At 55.6% G+C, this 18303-nt stretch carries 18 protein-coding genes and 1 riboswitch; of the genes, 4 read left to right on the top strand and 14 right to left on the bottom strand.

All coding sequences use genetic code 11. The features are described 5' to 3' along the window. Positions 1-11: 11 nt before the first annotated feature. The 6 genes from OGV77_RS02455 to moaA form a co-directional block, all read right to left on the bottom strand. Entirely contained in the window at positions 12-716 is a 705-nt protein-coding gene (locus OGV77_RS02455) for a Bax inhibitor-1/YccA family protein (RefSeq protein WP_003831536.1), read from the bottom strand. Positions 717-757: 41 nt separating this feature from the next. Continuing rightward, positions 758-1210, bottom strand: coding sequence for a molybdopterin synthase catalytic subunit MoaE (gene moaE / locus OGV77_RS02460; RefSeq protein ID WP_043015678.1), 453 nt, complete (start codon positions 1208-1210; stop codon positions 758-760). 1 nt (position 1211) lies between these two features. After that, on the bottom strand, positions 1212-1457 hold the full coding sequence (gene moaD / locus OGV77_RS02465) for a molybdopterin synthase sulfur carrier subunit (protein WP_043015677.1): 246 nt from the start codon (positions 1455-1457) through the stop codon (positions 1212-1214). Then, complete coding sequence (gene moaC / locus OGV77_RS02470; RefSeq protein ID WP_003035188.1) at positions 1450-1935, bottom strand: cyclic pyranopterin monophosphate synthase MoaC; 486 nt, start codon at positions 1933-1935, stop codon at positions 1450-1452. Before moaC ends, moaD begins: the two co-directional genes overlap by 8 nt. Positions 1936-1937: 2 nt before the next feature. Next, entirely contained in the window at positions 1938-2450 is a 513-nt protein-coding gene (gene moaB, locus OGV77_RS02475) for a molybdenum cofactor biosynthesis protein B (protein WP_043015676.1), read from the bottom strand. Positions 2451-2469: 19 nt separating this feature from the next. Continuing rightward, a complete protein-coding gene (gene moaA, locus OGV77_RS02480; protein WP_043015675.1) occupies positions 2470-3459 on the bottom strand; it encodes a GTP 3',8-cyclase MoaA in 990 nt (329 codons plus the stop codon). Beyond that, positions 3447-3592, bottom strand: a riboswitch (molybdenum cofactor riboswitch). Its footprint overlaps the gene before it by 13 nt. 329 nt (positions 3593-3921) lie before the next feature. Between moaA and yvcK the strand changes: the two genes are divergently transcribed. After that, positions 3922-4830, top strand: a complete 909-nt coding sequence (gene yvcK / locus OGV77_RS02485) for a uridine diphosphate-N-acetylglucosamine-binding protein YvcK (RefSeq protein ID WP_286502599.1) — start codon at positions 3922-3924, stop codon at positions 4828-4830. A 154-nt stretch (positions 4831-4984) separates the two neighbouring features. Here the strand turns inward: yvcK and uvrB are convergent, their stop codons facing one another. After that, positions 4985-7006, bottom strand: a complete 2022-nt coding sequence (gene uvrB, locus OGV77_RS02490; protein ID WP_075144956.1) for an excinuclease ABC subunit UvrB — start codon at positions 7004-7006, stop codon at positions 4985-4987. Between the two features lie 769 nt (positions 7007-7775). On the opposite strand from uvrB, the gene OGV77_RS02495 reads away from it, so the two are divergent. Then, positions 7776-8498, top strand: a complete 723-nt coding sequence (locus OGV77_RS02495; RefSeq protein ID WP_043015671.1) for an ABC transporter ATP-binding protein — start codon at positions 7776-7778, stop codon at positions 8496-8498. Here the strand turns inward: OGV77_RS02495 and bioD are convergent. The 4 genes from bioD to bioB are packed head-to-tail and all read right to left on the bottom strand — an operon-like array spanning position 8464 to position 12088. Further along, the gene (gene bioD, locus OGV77_RS02500; RefSeq protein ID WP_043015670.1) at positions 8464-9162 is read right to left on the bottom strand and encodes a dethiobiotin synthase; all 699 of its coding nucleotides are present in this window, start codon (positions 9160-9162) and stop codon (positions 8464-8466) included. The genes OGV77_RS02495 and bioD overlap by 35 nt on opposite strands. After that, on the bottom strand, positions 9155-9910 hold the full coding sequence (bioC, locus tag OGV77_RS02505) for a malonyl-ACP O-methyltransferase BioC (RefSeq protein WP_087051519.1): 756 nt from the start codon (positions 9908-9910) through the stop codon (positions 9155-9157). Before bioC ends, bioD begins: the two co-directional genes overlap by 8 nt. Then, complete coding sequence (bioF, locus tag OGV77_RS02510; RefSeq protein WP_087051521.1) at positions 9894-11051, bottom strand: 8-amino-7-oxononanoate synthase; 1158 nt, start codon at positions 11049-11051, stop codon at positions 9894-9896. The genes bioC and bioF overlap by 17 nt, the downstream gene beginning before the upstream one ends. Beyond that, positions 11048-12088 carry a biotin synthase BioB gene (gene bioB, locus OGV77_RS02515; protein ID WP_087051522.1) on the bottom strand — a complete coding sequence of 347 codons (1041 nt, stop codon included), beginning with the start codon at positions 12086-12088 and terminating at the stop codon, positions 11048-11050. Before bioB ends, bioF begins: the two co-directional genes overlap by 4 nt. A gap of 76 nt (positions 12089-12164) precedes the next feature. On the opposite strand from bioB, the gene bioA reads away from it, so the two are divergent. Together bioA and OGV77_RS02525 are read left to right on the top strand one after the other, a co-directional pair. Beyond that, positions 12165-13454 carry an adenosylmethionine--8-amino-7-oxononanoate transaminase gene (bioA, locus tag OGV77_RS02520; protein WP_043015666.1) on the top strand — a complete coding sequence of 430 codons (1290 nt, stop codon included), beginning with the start codon at positions 12165-12167 and terminating at the stop codon, positions 13452-13454. 57 nt (positions 13455-13511) lie between these two features. Next, positions 13512-13988, top strand: a complete 477-nt coding sequence (locus OGV77_RS02525) for a kinase inhibitor (protein WP_043015665.1) — start codon at positions 13512-13514, stop codon at positions 13986-13988. A gap of 95 nt (positions 13989-14083) precedes the next feature. Here the strand turns inward: OGV77_RS02525 and hutH are convergent, their stop codons facing one another. From hutH to OGV77_RS02540, 3 genes are all read right to left on the bottom strand, one after another. After that, complete coding sequence (hutH, locus tag OGV77_RS02530; RefSeq protein ID WP_087051523.1) at positions 14084-15604, bottom strand: histidine ammonia-lyase; 1521 nt, start codon at positions 15602-15604, stop codon at positions 14084-14086. A 1-nt stretch (position 15605) separates the two neighbouring features. Beyond that, positions 15606-17291 carry a urocanate hydratase gene (hutU, locus tag OGV77_RS02535; protein WP_087051699.1) on the bottom strand — a complete coding sequence of 562 codons (1686 nt, stop codon included), beginning with the start codon at positions 17289-17291 and terminating at the stop codon, positions 15606-15608. A gap of 212 nt (positions 17292-17503) precedes the next feature. Then, on the bottom strand, positions 17504-18223 hold the full coding sequence (locus OGV77_RS02540; RefSeq protein ID WP_043015663.1) for a histidine utilization repressor: 720 nt from the start codon (positions 18221-18223) through the stop codon (positions 17504-17506). Positions 18224-18303 lie beyond the last annotated feature (80 nt).

An 18303-nucleotide genomic window follows, 5' to 3' on the forward strand; every position in this document is an offset into this window, starting at 1 on the left:
GCAACAGACGATTAACGACGATTGCCGAAAATACGCAGCAGCATCAGGAACAGGTTGATGAAGTCCAGATACAGCGTTAGGGCTCCAAGAATCGCGTATTTACGCAGATTGGAGCTGTCGCGCAGGTCGATCTGCTCACCGATATTTTTCAGCTTCTGCGTGTCATAGGCGGTCAAACCAACAAACACAATCACCCCGATATAGGTTACCGCCCACATCAGCGCTTCGCTCTTGAGCCAGAAGTTAACCAGCGAGGCCAGCACAATACCGATCAGCGCCATGAACAGCATATTGCCGAAGCCGCTCAAATCGCGTTTGGTGGTGTAGCCATACAGACTCATGATCCCGAACATCCCGCCGGTGACCACGAAGGTGCTGGCGATAGACGAGTAGGTATAGACGATAAAAATGCTTGATAGCGTCAAACCGGTTAATGCCGAATAGAGCATAAACAGCGTTGTCGCCATACCTGCGCTGAGCCTTTGCACCATGCCGGACAGGACAAACACCAGCGCCAGTTGAGCGATGATCAGGCCAAAGAAGGTGATTTTGCTGGAGAAGACAAACATCATCACCGCGGGCGTATTTGCCGCATACCAGGCGATAAACGCCGTCAGCAACAGTCCGCAGGTCATCCAGCCGTACACCTGCGCCATATACGTTTGCAGGCCGGAACGGGCCTGTACAATAGAATCGGATCGTGGGAATCGGTCCATGACAATCTCCTGAATCAGTATGAGCCTACAACAATTGTACTCTACCAGCGTTTTGCTGCTAGCTTATCACTGTCGCGGGCATCAACCCAGCGCTCACCTTCCGGCGTAGCCTCGCGCTTCCAGAACGGCGCGCGAGTTTTCAGGTAATCCATAATGAACTGCCCGGCATCAAACGCGCTGCTGCGATGCGCACTGGTCACGCCAACAAAAACGATTTCGTCACCCGGCCACAGTTCGCCAATGCGATGAATTACCGTCACCCGACCCAGCGGCCAGCGCGAACGCGCCTCGTCGACAATCTCCGCCAGCGCTTTTTCAGTCATTCCCGGATAGTGTTCCAGCGTTAACGCCCGCACGCTATCACCGAGATTGTGATTGCGCACTTTACCGGTGAAAGTGACGACCGCGCCGTCTTCATCACGCTCGGCCAGCCAGGGATACTCATCCCCAACGCTGAACGGCGCAGGGCCAACAACAATTCGCGTTTCAGCCATCTTAGCCTCCGGTTACCGGCGGGAAGAAAGCCACTTCGTCACCCGCGTTAAGGGGATGGTCAAAACTGACCAGCGTCTGGTTTACCGCCGCCAGCAGCTTACCGTCTTCCAGGGCTAGCGCCCAGCGATCGCTTTGCGCTGCCAGATGCTGGCGCAGGGCTTCTACCGTTGCAAACCCGGCAGCAACCTCTAACGCATCCGTATTCACCAGTTCCCGTACCTGAGCAAAGAAAAGAACCTTAATCATGCGCATCCACCTTAAAATCGCCCGATTTTCCGCCGCTTTTTGCCAGCAGACGCACCGGTCCAATCACCATATCCTTTTGCACCGCTTTGCACATATCGTAGATGGTCAACGCCGCCACGGAGGCCGCCGTTAACGCTTCCATTTCAACGCCGGTTTTACCGGTCAGGCGACACAGCGTTTCAATGCGTACGCGGTTATGTTCCGGTTCAGCGTGCAGATTGACTTCAACCTTGCTCAGCATCAGCGGATGACACAACGGGATAAGATCCCAGGTGCGTTTGGCAGCCTGGATACCGGCAATACGCGCCGTGGCGAAAACGTCGCCCTTATGGTGGCTGCCGTCGATAATCATCGCCAGCGTTTCGCTACGCATGGTCACGAATGCTTCTGCACGCGCCTCGCGTACGGTTTCCGCCTTGGCGGAGACATCCACCATATGCGCTTCGCCAGCGGCGTTAATATGAGTCAGTTGCGACATACTTATTTCTTCAAATGTGGGTGGAAATTACACGGACGCGTACGGGCATCGAGCTGCGGCGCAATGATATTTTCCCAGGCGGTACGACACGCTTTCGTCGACCCTGGCATGGCGAAAATCAGCGTTTTATTGGCTACTCCGGCAATCGCCCGGGATTGCAGCGTCGCGGTGCCAATCTCTTCAAACGACAGCATACGGAATACTTCACCAAACCCTTCGACTTCTCTGTCGAACAGCGGCTGCAGCGCTTCTGGCGCCTGGTCCCCTTCGGTTAACCCGGTGCCGCCGGTAATAAGCACCACCTGAACATCGTCACTGGCAATCCAGGCAGAAACCTGGGCACGGATGGCGTAGCGGTTCTCTTTGACAATCGCCTTGTCGACAATCTGATGACCCGCTTCTTGCGCCGAGTCACGCAGATAATGGCCGGAGGTATCATCCTCTTCGCCGCGACGGCTTGAAACGGTAAGAATAGCAATGCGTGTCGGGATAAATTCAGCGCTTACCTGACTCATGAAAAACTCCTTTTAGCGATCAGCCGCCAATGTAAGATAAGTTTTGCGTAATACCGGTATTGTTCTGATGCAGGAAATGGGTCTGCTTTTTCTCCAGCAGCGCGGCTGAAATGCGTTCTTCCAGCGCTGGCTGCTGAGCGTCGTTTTCCAGCAAATCTCGCAGGCTTACGCCGCCTTCACCGAATAAACACAGATGAAGCTTGCCGACAGATGAAACGCGCAGACGGTTGCAGGTGGCGCAGAAGTCTTTCTCATAAGGCATGATCAGACCAATTTCGCCGGCATAGTCAGGATGACAGAAAACCTGAGCCGGGCCGTCGCTGCGCTGTCGAATCTGGTGGATCCAGCCGCGACGCAGCAGCTCATCGCGCAGTACCTGGCCTGAAATATGGTGTTTACGGAAGAGAGAACTGCCCTCGCCCGTTTCCATCAGTTCAATAAAGCGCAGTTGGATAGGACGGGGCTGAACCCACGCCAGGAAGGTGTCCAGTTGATGATGATTCACGTCGCGCATCAGCACGGTGTTGACTTTCACTTTTTCAAAACCGGCTTCAAAGGCGGCGTCAATGCCCGCCATCACCTGCTGAAATTTGTCCTGCCCGGTAATGGCGTGAAACTGGCGGGCATCGAGGCTGTCGACGCTGACGTTAAGCGCGGTCAGTCCGGCATCGCGCCAGGCAGCAGCATCGCGCGCCAGACGATAACCATTGGTGGTTACCGCAATCTGACGGATGGCGTCGTTTTCGCGCACGGCGGCGATAATGTCAGTGAAGTCGCGACGAAGAGACGGTTCGCCCCCCGTCAGACGCACTTTTTCCGTTCCCAGGCTGGCGAATGCGCGCGTAACGCGGCGAATTTCATCAACGGTCAGAAAGCCGTTATTGGTGACCCCACCGGGCTTATAGCCATCCGGCAGGCAGTAGGTGCAACGAAAGTTACACACATCGGTAATCGACAAACGTAAGTAGTAAAACTTACGTGCGAAAGCATCGGTAAGTTGAGAGCCCATGTACACCTTTCCAAATACGGGAGACGTAGTCATTTCTTCCTGCGCCCTGGTGACAAACTTTTTCAAGTATTGTCACGGCCAAAGCACCGTATCATTTGACCCAGGTGCAGAGGCTAGAGTGTTTATACTCGTCATACTTCGTGTTGCAGATGCGTTGGCTTTCGGCAACTCAAATTATTTAGAGTACTTAGTGGTTATGCCGATACTAGCGTGTAAATGACGTTTTTGCCATGTACACTTTCGCTATATAAATACATACATAACGACATGATCGTGCAATTTCGCTACAGAATAAGCAAAAACCACAGTTTTGCATTGATATACATCATCTTGCCGTCAGGTGGATCTCGTCAGAAAGGAGTAGATGGCAGAAAAAAATTACGGCAGATGTCGACTGGATAATTGCTGAAAACACGCTATTTACGTTACTGTAGCGCCGATTAATTGATATCAGGAAAATTTATGCGCACTCGCACGCTGGCAGATCTGGACCGCGTTGTCGCTCTCGGCGGAGGGCATGGACTGGGACGCGTTCTCTCCTCTCTTTCCCCTTTAGGTTCGCGCCTGACGGGTATCGTCACCACGACCGATAACGGCGGGTCGACAGGTCGTATTCGCCGCTCTGAAGGCGGGATTGCCTGGGGAGACATGCGTAACTGTCTGAACCAGTTAATCACTCAACCCAGCGTTGCATCCGCCATGTTTGAGTATCGTTTTGGCGGTAATGGCGAACTTTCCGGGCATAACCTCGGAAACCTGATGTTAAAGGCGCTCGATCACCTCAGCGTGCGGCCTCTGGAGGCTATCAATTTAATTCGTAGTCTGTTGAAAGTTGACGCGCATTTAATTCCGATGTCGGAGCTGCCGGTAGATCTGATGGCTATCGACGATCAGGGGCATGAAGTTTATGGCGAAGTGAATATCGATCAGCTTACCATCCCACCTCAGGAACTGATGCTGTCGCCAAAAGTTCCCACCACGCGGGAGGCGGTAGAAGCTATCGCTGAAGCGGATTTGATTCTGATAGGTCCCGGCAGTTTTTACACCAGCCTGATGCCGCTCCTGCTGCTCGACGAACTGGCGCAGGCATTACGTCGCACTCCCGCTCCGATGGTGTACATCGGCAATCTGGGCCGCGAGTTAAGCCTGCCAGCAGCCCGCCTGACACTTAACGATAAGCTGGCAATCATTGAACAGTATGTTGGCAGAAAAGTGATTGATGCGGTGGTTGTGGGCCCGAAAGTAGATGTATCCACCGTTTCCGACCGCGTGGTTATTCAGGAGGTGCTGGAAGCCAGCGATATTCCCTACCGCCATGACCGCCAGCTATTGCACAACGCGCTGGAGAAAGCGGTACAGGCGTTAGGTTGAACGTATTTGCCTGATGCGTTGCGCTTATCAGGCCTACAAAACGAATTGCTCCGGCATCAAACAATGCCTGATGCGCTTTGCTTATCAGGCCTACAAAACGATTTGCTCCGGCATCCGGCCTACGAATGCTATCCACCCCGCATCCGACACCGCCTTACGATGCCGCAATAAACAACTCGCGCAGTTGATGCAACTGGTCGCGGATCGTCGCTGCCTCTTCAAATTCGAGATTCTGCGCGTGCTGCATCATCTGCCCTTCCAGCTCGTGAATCTTCTGCTGCAGCGCTTTTGGCGTCATATCCAGCTCGACAACTTCAGACTTCGCGCCTGCGCGTGACTTCCCTTTGCCTTTCGCTTTGGTCTTCGCGATATTCTGACCCAACGCCAGAATATCGACCACTTTCTTGTTCAGGCCCTGCGGCGTAATACCGTGTTCTTCGTTGTAGAGTTGCTGTTTCTCACGACGACGTTCGGTTTCACCAATCGCTTTGGCCATTGAGGCGGTAATTTTATCGCCGTAGAGAATCGCCTTACCGTTGATATTACGCGCCGCACGACCGATGGTCTGGATAAGCGAACGTTCAGAACGCAGGAACCCTTCTTTGTCTGCGTCCAGAATCGCCACCAGTGAGACCTCAGGCATGTCCAGACCCTCACGTAACAGGTTGATACCCACCAGCACGTCAAACTCACCCAGACGCAGGTCACGAATGATTTCCATACGTTCCACGGTATCGATGTCAGAGTGCAAATAACGCACCCGTTCACCGTGCTCTTCGAGGTACTCGGTGAGATCCTCCGCCATCCGTTTGGTGAGCGTGGTGACCAGCACACGTTCGTTAATCGCCGCACGAATGCGGATCTCAGACAGCAGATCGTCGACCTGCGTCGCCACCGGACGCACCTCAATAACCGGATCCAGCAGGCCGGTCGGTCGTACGACCTGATCGACCACTTCATCACCGGATTTCTCCAGCTCATAGTTGCCCGGTGTCGCTGAGACGTAGATGGTCTGCGGTGCCAACGCCTCGAACTCTTCAAATTTAAGCGGACGGTTATCCAGCGCCGACGGCAGACGGAAACCGTACTCGACCAGAGTCTCTTTACGCGCCCGGTCACCGCGGTACATGCCGCCAATTTGCGGAATAGTGACGTGGGATTCATCCACCACCAGCAGACCATCGGCAGGCAGGTAATCAAACAGCGTCGGCGGCGGCTCGCCGGGGCCACGCCCGGAGAGATAGCGGGAATAGTTTTCAATCCCCGAGCAGTAACCCAGCTCGTTCATCATTTCCAGATCGAACTGCGTACGCTGGCTGAGCCGCTGCTCTTCGAGCAGTTTGTTATTTGCCAGCAGAATTTTACGCCGCTCTGCCAGTTCAACTTTGATTTCTTCCATCGCCTGCACGATACGTTCACGCGGCGTCACATAGTGCGTTTTAGGATAAATGGTGTAGCGCGAAATAGTGGATTCGACCTGCCCGGTTAGCGGGTCAAACAGCGATAAACGTTCGACCTCTTCATCAAACAGTTCCACACGCAGCGCGATGTCGTCGGATTCTGCCGGGAAAATGTCGATCACTTCACCGCGCACGCGGAAGGTTCCGCGCTGGAATGCCTGATCGTTGCGGGTATACTGCAGTTCCGCCAGGCGGCGCAGGATCGCGCGCTGGTCGATAATCATCCCCACCGTCAGATGCAGCATCATTTTCAGATACAGATCCGGGTCACCCAGACCATAGATAGCGGAAACCGACGCCACAACAACGACGTCACGACGTTCCAGCAGCGCTTTGGTCGCCGACAGACGCATCTGCTCAATGTGTTCGTTGACCGAGGCATCCTTCTCGATGAAGGTGTCAGAACTTGGCACGTAGGCTTCCGGCTGATAATAGTCGTAGTAGGAGACGAAATACTCAACCGCGTTATCCGGGAAGAATTCTTTCATCTCTCCATACAGCTGCGCGGCAAGCGTCTTATTGGGCGCCAGCACCATGGTAGGACGCTGCAAGTCCGCAATCACGTTAGCGATGGTGAATGTCTTCCCCGACCCTGTCACCCCCAGCAGCGTCTGATGCGCCAGACCATCCTCCAGCCCTTCTTCCAGACGACGAATTGCCTCAGGCTGATCGCCAGAGGGTTTAAAAGCGGAATTTAGTTTGAACGGTTTACTCATGAGCAGCTACCTGAAGCAATGGGCGGGCAGGTGTGTAATTTTACTCGCAGTGGTATATTTTGCCAGTAAAATATACTGGATGAAAAAACAGTAACGCGCCATAATATTTCTGATACGCCATCAGAACGGCCGTGACGGTCGACTAAAATTTGGCCTCAGGCGAGATAAAACACCAGTAAAAATGCGTTATCCCCAAAGCAATGACTTTTTTAACATTTGTCAAGCCACTCGATGAAAGTTTTGTGGCAACGCATGACACTTCTGCGACAGCCATTGATTTTATCTAACATCCTGTAATTTAATGACTATTATCCCGAGCCGTCTTTCGCACCAATTTAGTCGCAGGCCGCGTCTTCTCTCGCTTACATTGTGTTTTCTAACTCTAATACACAAGGTTATCCACAGGAATAGTGGATAACTGCCTCCAGCCCGTATGGACTGTAGCCTGGCAAAAACGCCCTTACTCCCTTTTCCGATGGCATAAAAAAAAATTATCGCTATTTTTTGATATTTATCAGCTAACGAAGCGGCCTGGAATGGCCGGGATCTTGCTCGCATTTTCATCATTTTCCTGCCTGCACCATCACGGCACCGCCAGGCACTGGTAATGTGCACAAAACAGCGCTCTCCTTCTGACAAACCAGATATTTCGACCCACTTAGCATGTTATCCCACTGTTTTTGTCCCGAAGCCCTCTTCTGGCAAGAGAATTGCAGTTTTCTGCCGACGACCTGTCCGTGTGCCGGATAACATCATGATGGAGAAATCTATGTTGAGTCTTCGCGCAGTGAATCACTATTACGGCAATCAGCACTCATTGTGGGATGTGGATCTCGACCTGCTGCCCGGCAAATGTACCGGCGTGCTGGGGCTTCCGGGGATGGGAAAGACTACGCTGGCCAATTGCATCATCGGCAACCTACCGATCGAAAGCGGCACCATGTTCTGGCATCAGGCAGGCGCGCCGCCACGCGATCTGAGTCCGATCCCGGCGGCAAATCGCATTGCGCTGGGTATTAACTCCGTTTCACAAGAAAGACGGATTTTTTCGCAACTGACGGTCGAGGAAAATCTGCATATTGCCCGCCAGGCTGTTGAAGAAAGCGAAACGATGAACAGTAGCGACATTTACCGCCTGTTTCCACAGCTGTTTGTACTACGTCAGGCCAAAGGAGCGGCATTATCAGAGGATAATCAGCACCAGCTTGCGCTCGCCAGCGCGCTGGTCACTCGCCCGCGCCTGCTGATCCTCGATGAGCCCACGCGAGGCAGTGGCCAGGCGTATATCCACAAGTTGGGAAACCTGATTGTGAGGCTAAGCCAGGAGCTTGGCATCGCCATTATGCTCGCGGAGCAGAGCCTGCCGTTTATTCGTCGGGTCGCCGACTGCTACTGCTTGTTACACCGGGGGCGCAACGTGGCTCAGGGGGAAATAACACCGTTCGGCGACCCGCTAATCAATGACTGGGGGACGCCAGAGATAAAACGCTAAGATCGATATAACGCCCTGTCGATGCCTGCTCCGGCTCTTCTGCCAGCCAGGGAATTTCCCCCAGCATTGGAGCCGCAAGTACACGTCTGAGCGTTGCCATATATTCAGCATGACGCTTGCCGGGTGGCGTCACATCATTGGCAACCCATCCGGCAAGTTTCAGCCCGGCCTGCTGCACCGCCTGGGCGGTCAGCATAGCGTGGTTGATGCACCCGAGCTTAACGCCAACCACCAGAATCACCGGCAGTTGCTCTGCTGTTACCCAGTCAGCAAAACTCAGCGTTGGCGAAAGCGGCGTAAACCACCCGCCAGCGCCCTCCACCAGCACCCACTCAGCCTGCTCTTCCAGCGCGCGTAAACCTGCAGATATCACTGAGGCCTGAATCGGGCGGCCTTCGTCAGCGCTGATGATATGCGGTGAGGTAGGTTCTGCGAAGGTATAGGGGTTGATAGCCGCATAATCCACCGGCACAACGCTGTTGCGCTGTAATGCCAGGGCATCGCTATTACGCAGACCTTCAGTCGTCATTTCACTGCCTGACGCCACGGGTTTATAACCAACGGTTCGTAACCCCAACTGTCCCGCCGCCTGAAGCAGCGCACAGCTGGCGATAGTTTTACCCACCTCAGTATCCGTCCCGGTGACAAAATAGGTGTTAGTCACGTTGAATCACTCCCAAAAATAGTTGATAAGTCAGCGGATATTTCCCCTGCTGACAGGGCCAGGCTAGCTGTAGCTGACGCAACTGCGAACGGGTAAGCACGCGCTGCTCGCGTCCATCATGCAAATGCGTCGCGCCGATGCCTTTTAGCGAGCGCATGGCGCTCAGCGCATCATCAAACCACAGCGTGACGGCATGAGACTGGTATTCCGCATCCCAGCCATGCAGCGCGTTTTCCAGTTGTTCCACGGGCAAAAAACGGTTGGCATGCTCCCGATCGTCAACCGCCTGCCAGGCCTGACGAAGCTCCGGCATTGAACCCTGCGCCAGAGTACTAAACGCCACCACCCCGCAAGGGCGCACCACCCGGTAAAGCTCGCTTAATGCGCCTCGAAAGTCGCTGCACCACTGTACGGCCAGATTGCTCCAGGCCAGGTCGAAAGTACCGGCGGCCTGCGGAATGGCTTCGATATCCGCCAGCAGATAGCGGTGGGCGACATCATGACGCTGCGCTTGCGTCAGCATTTGCGCCGACAGATCCAGCGCGCAGACCTCACTCCCCTGCTCCCGCCAGTAACGACTCATACGGCCTGGCCCACAGCCCGCATCCAGTACCTGAGAGAACACCCGACCATCGAGTCGCGCCAGTAACGCATCGGCGCTCTGACGCTGAAGCTCAGCGTGTTGCTCATAGTGCGTGGCCGCACGACCAAACGCCGCGGCAATCGCCTGCTTATTGACCTGCGCCATGCAGCACCTCCAGTAAGCTGTCGATATCCTGGGCTTCATGCGCCTGGGTCAGCGTAAGCCGCAGCCTGGCCGTACCCGCCGGCACCGTCGGTGGACGAATCGCCGTCACCCAGCATCCCTGTTGCCGTAACGTCTGTGCCAGTTGCAAGGCCTTATGGTTATCGCCAACGATCAGCGGCTGAATAGCGCTGTCTGAATGCGCCAGCGTTAAGTCCGGCGTATTAATCCCAGCACGAAAACGCTGGATCAGCATCGCCAGCTTTTCTCTGCGCTCATCGCCTTCGCGGCTGCGGATCACCGCCAGCGCGGCGCGCAAGGCCTGAGCCTGTGCCGGGGGCATACTGGTGCTGTAGATCAGATGCCGGGCAAACTGCAGCAGATAATCGGCTACGCTATCGGAACACAGGATTGCTGCGCCGCTAACGCCAAACCCTTTGCCAAACGTCACCACTAACAGCTCAGGTTTTACCTGCTGTCGAGAGCAGGAGCCGCGCCCTTCCTCGCCGCACACGCCGATCCCGTGTGCGTCATCCACCAGCAGCCACGCGTTATGCCGTTTCGCCACCGCGTGAATTTCAGCCAGCGGCGCGCTGTCGCCGTCCATGCTGAACACGCCTTCAGTCACCACGAGCTGCTGCCCCGGACAGGGAGTAGTCAGCAGACGCTCCAGATGTTGCGAGTCGTTATGGGTAAAGCGACGTAACACGGCGGGGCTAAGGCTGGCAGCTTCCAGCAGCGAAGCATGGCTGAGCCGGTCTGCAACAATCCGATCCTCTTTTCCCATCAATGCGGCAATGACCGCCTGATTAGCGGCAAAACCGGAGATAAACAGCAGCGCCCGGGAATAGCCGAGCCACTGCGCCAGCTCTTCTTCCAGTGCCTGATGAGCGACGGAATAACCGCTGACATGGCCCGAGCCGCCGCTACCGACGCCAAAACGCTCAGCACCCTGCTGCCACGCGCAGATAATCTGCGGATGGTGGCTCAAGCCAAGGTAGTCGTTGCTGGAGAAATTCAGATACTGGCGACCATCAGCCTGCAGCCAGCGACCGGCGCCCTGCGTCACCGCATAGCGCTGACGCCACGCATCAGCACGACGACGCGCCGTTAGCGCATCGTCTATTTTTTGCTGCCAGGTCATACGGTTGCCGCGTTGTAGTAATCGTCAGTATCCGGAGTACGCAGCACCTGCTCCAGGCGTTGCTGCTGTTCGTTATCGCCCGCCAGTACCGCCGTTTGCTGCGGATTAAGGCCCAGCTTGCGAAACAACAGTAAATCTTTGTCTTCGTTCGGATTGGGTGTAGTAAGCAGTTTGCAGCCGTAGAAAATCGAGTTGGCCCCGGCCATAAAGCACATTGCCTGGGTTTGTTCGTTCATTTGCTCGCGCCCGGCAGAAAGACGCACGTACGAGGTCGGCATCATGATGCGCGCCACGGCAATAGTACGAATGAAATCAAAGGCATCTACGTCGTCATTATCGGCGAGCGGCGTGCCCTTCACTTTTACCAGCATATTGATCGGCACGCTTTCCGGCGGCGTCGGCAGATTAGCTAATTGCAGCAGTAAACCCGCGCGATCGGTCACCGTTTCCCCCAGCCCCACAATTCCGCCGGAACAGACTTTAATGCCCGCCTCACGCACTTTATCCAGCGTATCCAGGCGCTCCTGGTACGAACGGGTGGTGATAATATTGCCGTAGAATTCCGGCGAGGTGTCGAGGTTGTGGTTGTAGTAGTCCAGACCCGCATTGGCCAGGCGCTGGGCCTGAGTTTCGTCCAGCGTGCCCAGCGTCATACAGGCTTCCAGCCCCAACGCTTTCACGCCCTGAACCATCTGTTCCAGGTAAGGCATATCGCGTTCGTGAGGGTTCTTCCACGCCGCGCCCATGCAAAACCGCGTTGAACCGGCCTGTTTCGCCTTACGCGCCGAGTCCAGTACCTGTTCAACCTCCATCAAACGCTCCGTTTCCAGACCGGTTTTATAGCGGGAACTTTGCGGGCAGTATTTGCAGTCCTCTGGGCAAGCGCCGGTCTTAATCGACAGCAGCGTACTGACCTGAACCTGCTGCGGATCGAAGTGCTGGCGATGAACCTGCTGCGCTTCAAATAGCAGATCCAGCAGCGGTTTTTGAAATAATTCGGTGACTTGCGACATTGTCCAGCGAGAAGAATGAGCCATATTGGTATACGTTTCGTTGTTAGTTTGGTGTAGACTCGTAAACCTAAATCTTTTTAATTTGGTTTACAAGTCGATTATGACAACGGACGATCTTGCGTTTGACCAACGCCATATCTGGCACCCTTATACCTCCATGACCTCCCCGCTGCCGGTTTATCCGGTGGCGCGTGCCGAAGGCTGTGAATTGATTTTAGCCAGCGGTGAGAAGCTGATTGACGGCATGTCGTCCTGGTGGGCGGCTATCCACGGTTACAATCACCCACAGCTGAACGCCGCGATGAAAACGCAGATTGATGCCATGTCGCATGTGATGTTTGGCGGCATTACCCATGCCCCGGCCATTGCGCTGTGCCGTCAGTTGGTGGCGATGACGCCAGAGGCGCTGGAGTGTGTTTTTCTCGCGGATTCAGGGTCGGTCGCCGTAGAAGTCGCAATGAAAATGGCGCTGCAATACTGGCAGGCTAAAGGCGAATCCCGTCAGCGTTTCCTGACGTTTCGTAACGGCTACCATGGCGATACCTTCGGCGCGATGTCGGTCTGCGATCCCGACAACTCGATGCACAGTCTGTGGAAGGGATATCTGCCGGAAAACCTGTTTGCACCCGCCCCGCAAAGCCGCATGGGCGGCGAGTGGGACGAACTGGATATGGTGCCTTTTGCCCGCCTGATGGCCGCGCATCGCCACGAGATTGCGGCGGTGATCCTTGAGCCAATCGTACAGGGCGCTGGCGGTATGCGCATGTATCATCCCGAATGGTTAAAGCGCATCCGTAAAATGTGCGACCGTGAAGGGATCCTGCTGATTGCTGATGAAATCGCCACCGGATTTGGCCGTACAGGTAAGCTGTTTGCCTGCGAGCACGCCGACATCACTCCGGACATTTTGTGCCTGGGTAAAGCGTTAACCGGTGGGACAATGACTCTTTCAGCAACCCTGACCACGCGTCAGGTCGCAGAAACCATCAGCAACGGCGAAGCGGGCTGCTTCATGCACGGCCCAACCTTTATGGGCAATCCGCTGGCCTGCGCCGTCGCCTCCGCCAGCCTGTCGTTACTCGAAACCGGCGAGTGGCGCTCGCAGGTCGCGGCCATTGAAGCGCAGCTGTGGGCAGAACTTGCCCCGGCGGCGGATTCCAGTTGGGTAGCGGACGTACGCGTACTCGGCGCCATCGGCGTCATCCAAACCACCCATCCGGTGAATATGGCGGCGTTACAGAAGTTCTTTGTCGAACAGGGCGTCTGGGTACGACCATTTGGTAAACTGATTTATCTGATGCCGCCGTACATTATCAAGCCCGATCAGTTGCGTCGCCTGACCCTGGCCGTGAACGAGGCTGTGCGCAGTGCAACATTTTTTAGCGATTAATCAGCGGTAAGCTCCACGGTTTCTGGCTACACTTTTTGGCTAACGAGAGGAGTCAGCATGAAACTAATCAGTAACGATCTGCGCGATGGCGATAAGCTTGGACATCGCCACGTCTTTAACGGCATGGGGTATGACGGGGATAATATTTCCCCACATCTGGCGTGGGATGACGTGCCCGCAGGAACCAAAAGCTTTGTCGTGACCTGCTTTGATCCTGATGCGCCAACTGGCTCCGGCTGGTGGCATTGGGTGGTGGTAAATCTGCCGGCTGATACCCGCGTACTGACGCAAGGATTCGGCTCCGGGCTGGTTGCAGTGCCGGATGGCGTGATTCAGACCCGTACGGATTTTGGTAAAGCCGGTTATGGTGGAGCAGCCCCGCCGAAGGGGGAAACCCATCGCTATATCTTCACGGTTCACGCGCTGGATGTGGAGCGTATTGATGTCGATGAAGACGCCAGCGGCGCGATGGTCGGATTTAACGTTCACTTCCATTCGCTCGCCAGCGCCTCGATTACGGCGATGTTTAGCTAAGCTTTGTTGTGCCGGATGTCGGCTTCGCCTCATCCGGCCTACAAAGCAGACAGTAGGCCTGATAAGATGCGTCAGCGTCGCCATCAGGCAATTTTCTACAGAAATTCAGGCAACAATTTCAGCAACGTTCCTTGCGCTAACAATTCGGTCGCGCACTCAATATCCGGGGCGAAAAAGCGGTCCTGGGTATAGTGGGCAACTTGTTCACGTAATGCCTGACGCGCCTGCTCCAGCAGCGGACTTGAGGTTAACCCTTCGCGCAGGTCGATCCCCTGGCACGCCGCCAGCCACTCCACGGCAATCACGCCGCGCGTATTCGCCGCCATCTCCCACAATCTGCGACCCGCCGCAGGCGCCATAGATACGTGATCTTCCTGGTTGGCGGAGGTCGGCAAGCTGTCCACGCTGTGCGGATGCGCCAGCGCTTTGTTCTCGCTCGCCAGCGCGGCCGCGGTTACCTGAGCAATCATAAAGCCGGAGTTAACCCCACCGTTTTTCACCAGGAACGGCGGCAACTGCGACATATGTTTGTCCATCATCAGCGCAATGCGCCGCTCTGATAACGCGCCGATTTCCGCAATCGCCAGCGCCAGGTTATCTGCCGCCATCGCCACCGGTTCGGCATGGAAGTTGCCGCCTGAAATCACATCGCCCTCTTCGGCAAACACCAGCGGGTTGTCGGAAACCGCGTTAGCTTCCACCAGCAGGACATCCAATACCTGGCGCATTTGCGTCAGACACGCCCCCATCACCTGCGGCTGACAGCGCAGTGAATACGGATCCTGCACTTTTTCACAGTTATGATGCGACTGGGAAAGCGCGCTGGTGTCGGTCAACACATGGCGATAAAGTGCTGCGGCATCAATCTGTCCACGCTGTCCTCGCGCCGCATGAATGCGGGCATCAAACGGGCGGCGGGAACCGAGCACAGCTTCGGTGGTTAACGCCCCACACACCGTCGCAGACGCGAACAGCTCCTGAGCTTCAAATAACCCGCGCAGGGCAAAGGCGGTGGACGCCTGAGTTCCGTTGAGCAGTGCCAGCCCTTCTTTCGCTTCCAGCGTTATCGGCTCCAGCCCGGCCTTTTTCAGCGCTTCGGTCGCCGGGAGCCATTCCCCCTGCCAGCGCGCTTTACCTTCACCCAGCAACGTCAGAGACATATGCGCCAGCGGGGCCAAATCGCCTGAAGCGCCCACCGATCCTTTCGCCGGGATCAGCGGATACACCTCAGCATTTACCAGCGCAATCAGCGCCTCAATCACGCTCAAGCGAATGCCGGAAAAACCACGCGCCAGACTGTTGATTTTCAGCACCATAATCAGGCGAACCATCGCGTCGTCCAGCGCCTCGCCAACGCCTGCCGCATGGGAAAGCACCAGCGAACGCTGTAAATTCTGTAAATCTTCCGTGGCGATACGGGTTTGGGCCAGCAGGCCAAAGCCGGTATTAATGCCATATGCCGTACGGCCTTCAGCGACAATATTATTGACGCAGGCGACGCTGGCGTTGATAGCATCAATCGCTCCGGCATCCAGGCTCAGTTTAACCGGCTGCTGCCAGATGTCGCGTAGCTGGGTAAAACTCAGATGGCCCGGCGTGAGTGTCATGGCGTTCATATCAGCGTTTCTCCTGCGTCGCAGCAACCATCGGCAAATTCAGCCCTTCTTCGACGGCGCACTCAACCGCAATATCATACCCGGCGTCAGCGTGACGCATTACTCCAGTGGCCGGATCGTTATGTAATACCCGGGCGATGCGCGCGGCGGCTTCATCGGTGCCATCGCAAACAATGACCATCCCGGCATGCTGGGAGAAGCCCATGCCGACCCCGCCGCCATGATGCAGCGATACCCAGGTCGCGCCGCTGGCGGTGTTAAGCAGCGCGTTCAGCAGCGGCCAGTCGGATACGGCGTCTGACCCGTCGCGCATAGCTTCGGTTTCGCGGTTCGGGCTGGCAACAGAGCCGGAGTCCAGATGATCGCGACCAATAACAATCGGCGCAGATACTTCACCACTGCGCACCATTTCATTAAACGCCAGCCCCAGTTTCTGACGCCACTCCAGGCCGACCCAGCAGATACGCGCCGGTAAGCCCTGGAAGTTAATCCGCTCACGCGCCATATCCAGCCAGTGATGAAGATGCTTATCATCAGCCACGATCTCTTTCACTTTGACATCTGTCTTATAAATATCCTGCGGATCGCCGGACAGCGCCACCCAACGGAATGGCCCTATGCCGCGACAGAACAGGGGGCGAATATAAGCAGGTACGAAGCCGGGGAAATCAAAGGCGTTTTCCACGCCCATCTCTTTGGCCATCTGGCGAATGTTGTTGCCGTAATCAAACGTCGGCACGCCCATTTTGCTGAAAGCCAGCATCGCCTCGACGTGCGTTGCCATTGAACGTTTCGCCGCCTGTACCGTGCCCTGAGGATCGGACACTGCTTTCGCCTGGTATTCTTCCCAGCTCCAGCCGGACGGCAGATAACCATGCAGCGGATCGTGGGCGCTGGTCTGGTCGGTGACCATATCCGGGCGCACACCGCGTTTCACCATTTCCGGTACAACGTCGGCGGCGTTAGCGCACAGTGCAATAGAGACCGCTTTACCCTCACGGGTATACTTGTCGATACGCGCCAGCGCGTCGTCAAGCGATGTCGCCTGCTCGTCCACGTAGCGGGTACGCAGACGGAAATCGATTCGGCTTTGCTGGCATTCAATGTTCAGCGAACAAGCGCCTGCCAGCGTAGCGGCTAACGGCTGCGCCCCGCCCATACCGCCCAGTCCGGCGGTCAGTACCCAGCGTCCGCTCAGATTCCCCTGATAATGCTGACGCCCGGCCTCAACGAAGGTTTCATAAGTCCCCTGCACTATGCCCTGGCTGCCGATGTAGATCCAACTACCGGCGGTCATCTGGCCGTACATCGCCAGCCCTTTGGCGTCCAGTTCGTTGAAGTGTTCCCAGGTAGCCCAATGCGGCACCAGGTTGGAGTTAGCAATCAGCACGCGCGGCGCATTGTCATGAGTTTTGAACACGCCAACCGGTTTACCGGACTGGACCAGCAGGGTCTCATCGGTCTCCAGTTTGGTCAGCGCGTTGACGATGGCGTCATAGCACTCCCAGTCCCGCGCCGCACGACCGATCCCGCCGTAAACCACCAACTCATGGGGATTTTCCGCCACGTCGGGATCGAGATTGTTCATTAACATGCGCAATGGCGCTTCGGTCAGCCAGCTTTTGGCCGTTAAGGTGGTGCCACGTGGGGCACGAATATCCTGCTGACGATATTTGCTATGGGACATGACAGAAAACTCCTCAGGCTGAATGTAGGCCGGATCAGGCGTGTACGCCGCCATCCGGCACAGCGCCTGATGGCGACGCTAACGCGTCTTATCAGGCCTACGATTAACGGTCACATTAGCTAAAAGTATATACTTGTCTATACAATTAAACGCAAGATCGCAGTTAACAACTGAGCTACATTTTTGCCATACTGCGGCAGCAATCACGATTTTCAGGACATGAAGCGCCCTTGCAGACGATAGCGGGAACCCGGGAACAGCAAACGGGCATGAGATACAATGGATGACGCAGACCAGGTTTTACGACGGATTAGCAGGCAGGGATCGTGTTCTTTGATATTCAGCAGTACACATTCTTCGGCGCTGGCACGCACCGCTTCAACAATATGTTCACCTTCCGTTAAAGGGGCTATCAGCGACAGGTAAGCGTGCGGCGTGGTCTGGCTGTAATCCTGCGCCAGATACTCCGGCACAATTTCGGCATTCACGCAGCGATCCTCAATCTGCACTGGCAAATCGTTCTCGAAGTGCACCATGACAGAGTGAAAAATGGAGGTGCCTTCTTTGACGTTTAACACCAAAGCCTGCTGCGCGTTTGCCTGGGTTCTTTCCAGCGTCAGCACTTCGCACCGGTGCTGATGCTGACGGGCGTTGATTTCATCCGCGATGCTGCGGATTTCAAACAGCGCGGACTGGCCTTTTGGTTCGGCGACAAACGTCCCCACGCCCTGTAAACGCACCAGTAGACCTTCATCCGTTAACTCACGCAGCGCACGGTTGATGGTCATGCGGCTGAAACCATACTGCGCCACCAGCTCAGCCTCAGACGGAATGCGATCGTGAGGTTGCCAGATACCACTGGCAATTTTTTCGCTGATCTCCTGTTTGACCTTTTCGTAAAAAGGAGCCGGAGCAGAACGGGATGGGAGCATGCGTGAGCCTTCCTTAAGCTGAGAATGTGAGTGGGTACAGTTTACAGGCATTACCCGAACCTGATAAGCGCAACGCCATC

Origin of the sequence: Citrobacter sp. Ce129, assembly GCF_030334545.1 — a bacterium.
GTDB lineage: Bacteria > Pseudomonadota > Gammaproteobacteria > Enterobacterales > Enterobacteriaceae > Citrobacter > Citrobacter europaeus.

Excerpts from the sequence above, each read along its gene's own strand:
- OGV77_RS02455 (WP_003831536.1), bottom strand. The coding sequence starts at position 716 with ATGGACCGATTCCCACGATCCGATTCTATTGTACAGGCCCGTTCCGGC.
- moaE (WP_043015678.1), bottom strand. The coding sequence starts at position 1,210 with ATGGCTGAAACGCGAATTGTTGTTGGCCCTGCGCCGTTCAGCGTTGGG.
- moaD (WP_043015677.1), bottom strand. The coding sequence starts at position 1,457 with ATGATTAAGGTTCTTTTCTTTGCTCAGGTACGGGAACTGGTGAATACG.
- moaC (WP_003035188.1), bottom strand. The coding sequence starts at position 1,935 with ATGTCGCAACTGACTCATATTAACGCCGCTGGCGAAGCGCATATGGTG.
- moaB (WP_043015676.1), bottom strand. The coding sequence starts at position 2,450 with ATGAGTCAGGTAAGCGCTGAATTTATCCCGACACGCATTGCTATTCTT.
- moaA (WP_043015675.1), bottom strand. The coding sequence starts at position 3,459 with ATGGGCTCTCAACTTACCGATGCTTTCGCACGTAAGTTTTACTACTTA.
- yvcK (WP_286502599.1), top strand. The coding sequence starts at position 3,922 with ATGCGCACTCGCACGCTGGCAGATCTGGACCGCGTTGTCGCTCTCGGC.
- uvrB (WP_075144956.1), bottom strand. The coding sequence starts at position 7,006 with ATGAGTAAACCGTTCAAACTAAATTCCGCTTTTAAACCCTCTGGCGAT.
- OGV77_RS02495 (WP_043015671.1), top strand. The coding sequence starts at position 7,776 with ATGTTGAGTCTTCGCGCAGTGAATCACTATTACGGCAATCAGCACTCA.
- bioC (WP_087051519.1), bottom strand. The coding sequence starts at position 9,910 with ATGGCGCAGGTCAATAAGCAGGCGATTGCCGCGGCGTTTGGTCGTGCG.
- bioF (WP_087051521.1), bottom strand. The coding sequence starts at position 11,051 with ATGACCTGGCAGCAAAAAATAGACGATGCGCTAACGGCGCGTCGTCGT.
- bioB (WP_087051522.1), bottom strand. The coding sequence starts at position 12,088 with ATGGCTCATTCTTCTCGCTGGACAATGTCGCAAGTCACCGAATTATTT.
- bioA (WP_043015666.1), top strand. The coding sequence starts at position 12,165 with ATGACAACGGACGATCTTGCGTTTGACCAACGCCATATCTGGCACCCT.
- OGV77_RS02525 (WP_043015665.1), top strand. The coding sequence starts at position 13,512 with ATGAAACTAATCAGTAACGATCTGCGCGATGGCGATAAGCTTGGACAT.
- hutH (WP_087051523.1), bottom strand. The coding sequence starts at position 15,604 with ATGAACGCCATGACACTCACGCCGGGCCATCTGAGTTTTACCCAGCTA.
- hutU (WP_087051699.1), bottom strand. The coding sequence starts at position 17,291 with ATGTCCCATAGCAAATATCGTCAGCAGGATATTCGTGCCCCACGTGGC.
- OGV77_RS02540 (WP_043015663.1), bottom strand. The coding sequence starts at position 18,223 with ATGCTCCCATCCCGTTCTGCTCCGGCTCCTTTTTACGAAAAGGTCAAA.